The sequence below is a fragment of the Thermanaerothrix sp. genome, assembly GCA_026417795.1.
GTDB lineage: Bacteria > Synergistota > Synergistia > Synergistales > Synergistaceae > Thermanaerovibrio.
In genome coordinates, this window is the sequence record JAOACP010000064.1 from 1 (window position 1) to 3698 (window position 3698).

Annotated in this window: 3 protein-coding genes; all 3 read left to right on the top strand. The window is 58.8% G+C overall.

All coding sequences use genetic code 11. The features are described from left to right. Positions 1–930: citramalate synthase (locus N2315_08875; protein MCX7829289.1), on the top strand; the 930-nt coding region annotated here is incomplete at its 5' end. 20 nt (positions 931–950) lie between these two features. Beyond that, entirely contained in the window at positions 951–2099 is a 1149-nt protein-coding gene (gene leuB, locus N2315_08880) for a 3-isopropylmalate dehydrogenase (protein MCX7829290.1), read from the top strand. A gap of 36 nt (positions 2100–2135) precedes the next feature. After that, on the top strand, positions 2136–3698 hold a 1563-nt coding region (gene ilvD, locus N2315_08885), incomplete at its 3' end, for a dihydroxy-acid dehydratase (GenBank protein MCX7829291.1).

Consider the following 3698-nt stretch of genomic DNA (forward strand, 5'->3'; position numbering starts at 1 on the left):
GTAATGGCGGGGGCCCGCCACGTCCAGGGGACCCTGGTGGGCTTTGGGGAACGCTGTGGCAATGCGGCCCTGGCGGCAATTATCCCCAGCCTAGAGATAAAACTTGGCTACCGGTGCCTCCCGGAGGGAAAACTCCCCCGAATTTCGGAGCTTACCCGCCGGGTAGCGGAGATTGCCAACGTGGCGGTCCCCGAAAGCATGCCCTATGTGGGGAGCCGGGCCTTTGCCCATAAGGCGGGGATGCATGCCGATGGGATCCTCAAGGTGCGCCGTTCCTTTGAACATGTGGATCCCGCCCTGGTAGGGAACGACCGGCGCTTCCTGATGAGCGAGGTAGGGGGCCGTTCAGCCATTGCCGAACGGGCCAAACGGATTGATCCCAGCATCACCAAGGAACATCCGGTAACGGCGGCGGTGGCCGCCCGGCTTAAGGCCCTGGAAGCAGAGGGCTGGCAGTTTGAAGGGGCCGACGCAAGCTTTGAGCTGTTGGTGCGCCGGGAACTGGGAAAGTATAAGCCCCTCTTTTCTATAGAGAAATATCGGGTGGTAAGCGAACATCCCAGTGCGGATGCAACCACCTGCGCCAACGCCTGGGTAAAAGTCCAGGTTGATGGAACTATCGAAATCGCCGCCGCCGAGGGGGATGGTCCCGTAAATGCCCTGGACGGAGCCCTCCGGCGAGCCCTGGCCCGGTTCTACCCTGAACTGGGGCGGGTGCGGCTATCGGATTATAAGGTTCGGGTTATCGATGGCAAGGACGCCACCGCCGCCAAGGTTCGGGTCCTTATCGAGTCTACCGATGGCCAGGAAACCTGGACGACCGTTGGGGTCTCGGCGGATATTATCGAAGCAAGCCGCAGTGCCCTGGTGGATGCTATCGAATATAAGCTCATCCATGATATTGAGCGTCGCTTTAAGGCGTATTTGTAAGCTACTGAGGAGGAATAACGATGACCTATTCAATAGCCCTGGTACCGGGGGATGGCATTGGACCGGATGTAATCCACCAGGCGGTGGAAGTCCTTGATGCGGTAGGAGACCGGTTTGGACACACCTTTAATTATGTAGAACTTTTAGCGGGCGGTTGTGCCATCGATGCCACGGGAGAACCCTTACCGGCGGACACCCTGGAAGCGGCTAAATCCTGCGATGCGGTGCTTCTGGGGGCGGTGGGTGGCCCCAAATGGGAAACCCTGCCGGGACATCTTCGGCCTGAACGGGCCCTCTTGGGCCTACGGGCGGGACTGGGGGTGTATGCCAACCTCAGGCCTGCCCGGCTTTTGCCTCAGCTCAAAGAGGCCTGCCCGATAAAGGAAGACGTTCTTACCGCAAGTCATCCCGAAGGAAAGGCCACCTTTGACCTCTTGATTGTGCGGGAACTGACGGGGGGACTCTACTTTGGCGAGCGGGGGCGCAGCAGCGATGGCGAATCTGCCTTTGATACGGAAACCTATTCCAAAACAGAGATTGAACGGGTGCTGCGGGCGGGCTATCGGGCCGCGGCGGTACGGCGGAAGAAGCTCTGTGTGGTGGATAAGGCGAACGTCCTTGAATCGAGCCGGCTCTGGCGGGAAGTGGCCGCCAGAGTAGCCCCCGAGTATCCCGATATCGAAACCACCTACATGTATGTGGATAACTGTGCCATGCAGCTTGTTCGGGCACCGGGGCAATTCGATGTGATTGTGACGAGCAATCTCTTTGGGGACATTCTTTCCGATGAGGCCAGCGTCCTTACCGGTTCTATCGGCATGCTTCCCTCCGCAAGCCTGGGAGACCCCGATACAAGTAACGTGAAAAATGGAAAACCCGTAACCATGGGACTCTACGAACCCATCCATGGTTCGGCGCCGGATATTGCCGGTCAGGATGTGGCCAATCCCCTGGCCACCATTTTATCGGCGGCGCTCCTGTTACGCTATTCCTTTGGGCTTGAGAAAGAGGCCCAGGCTATCGAAAAGGCGGTGGAGCTTACCCTGGATAGGGGATATCGAACGAAGGACATTGCCTCCAAAGGGGCAGGTTTAACAAAGGAGAAGATTGTGGGAACCGTTGCCATGGGCAAGGCGGTGCTGGAAGCCCTGGAAGCGGTTTCTGTGTAAAAACCGGCCCAGGCCGGCATACGAAGGAGAAGCACTATGAGAAGCGATTCCGTAAAGAAAGGGGTAGCCCGTGCGCCCCACCGGTCCCTGTTTAAATCCATGGGATTTATTGATGAAGAACTACAGCGGCCCCTCATCGGTGTAGCGGTAGCGCGGAGTGAAATCGTACCGGGCCACATTCATCTAGACAAGGTAGCCCGGGCGGTAGCCGATGGGATCCGTATGGCCGGGGGTGTACCTATCGAGTTCCCGGTTATCGGGGTCTGTGACGGAATCGCCATGGGCCACGAGGGGATGCGGTATTCCCTGGTTACCCGGGAACTCATTGCTGATTCGATTGAATGTATGGTGATGGCCCACGCCTTTGATGCGGTGGTGTATATCCCCAACTGCGACAAGATTGTACCGGGCATGCTCATGGCCGCGGCCCGGCTTAATATTCCCGCGGTCTTTGTATCCGGTGGGCCCATGTTAGCGGGCCGCTCCTATGGCCCTGTCCCCTCTGGAACAGCCACGGCGTCAGCCCCTTCTGGTGGGAATGCTGGAGGGGCTGAGGCCCAGGCCAATCCCGGACGGCCCGTAAGCCTTACCACGGTATTTGAGGCGGTAGGAGCCGTAGGGGCCGGTCGTATGAGTGAAACGGAGCTCCTGGAACTGGAAAATAATGCCTGCCCCGGCTGTGGGTCCTGCGCGGGTATGTTTACGGCTAACTCCATGAACTGTGTTACCGAAGCCTTGGGAATGGGGCTCCCCGGCAACGGGACAATCCCCGCGGTGTACGCCGAACGAATTCGTCTTGCCAAGCAGGCGGGCATGCTGGTGATGAAGGTCCTTGAACAGAACCTGAAACCCCGGGACATCATGACAGAACAGGCCTTCCGCAATGCCCTGGCCCTGGACATGGCCCTGGGCTGTTCAACCAATACGGCCCTCCATCTGCCAGCCATTGCCCACGAAGCGGGGGTACGGCTTACCCTGGATATATTGAACGAGGTGAGTGCGGTAACCCCAAACCTCTGTCGACTTGCTCCGGCAAGCCAAACCCATATTGAAGACCTTTATGCGGCTGGTGGGGTACAGGCGGTCCTTAAGGAACTGGCAAAGAAAAACCTGATAGATACCTCTGCAAAGACCGTCTATGGTACCATCGCGGATGCTATTCGCACCGCTTATAACCGCAACCCCGCGGTGATTCGTCCCATAGAGAATCCCTACTCATCCACCGGCGGGCTTATGGCTCTGCGAGGCAACCTTGCCCCCGATGGGGCCATTGTTAAAAAGAGTGCGGTGGCCCCCCACATGATGCGCCATCGCGGGCCGGCCCGGGTTTTTGATTCGGAAGAAGCGGCCTTCGAGGCAATCATGGGGGGCAAAATAAAAGAAGGGGATGTGGTGGTGATCCGCTATGAAGGACCCAAGGGCGGCCCGGGTATGAAGGAGATGCTTGCCCCAACTGCAGCCCTGGCTGGCCGGGGGCTCGATGCATCGGTGGCCCTTATCACCGATGGGCGCTTCTCGGGGGCCACGAAGGGGGCCGCCATAGGTCACGTCTCGCCGGAAGCCGCCGAAGGGGGGCTCATCGCCCTTATCCAGGAGGGA

What these genes read in the sequence shown, in the direction of transcription:
- leuB (MCX7829290.1), top strand. Translation starts at nt 951, where the DNA reads ATGACCTATTCAATAGCCCTGGTACCGGGGGATGGCATTGGACCGGAT.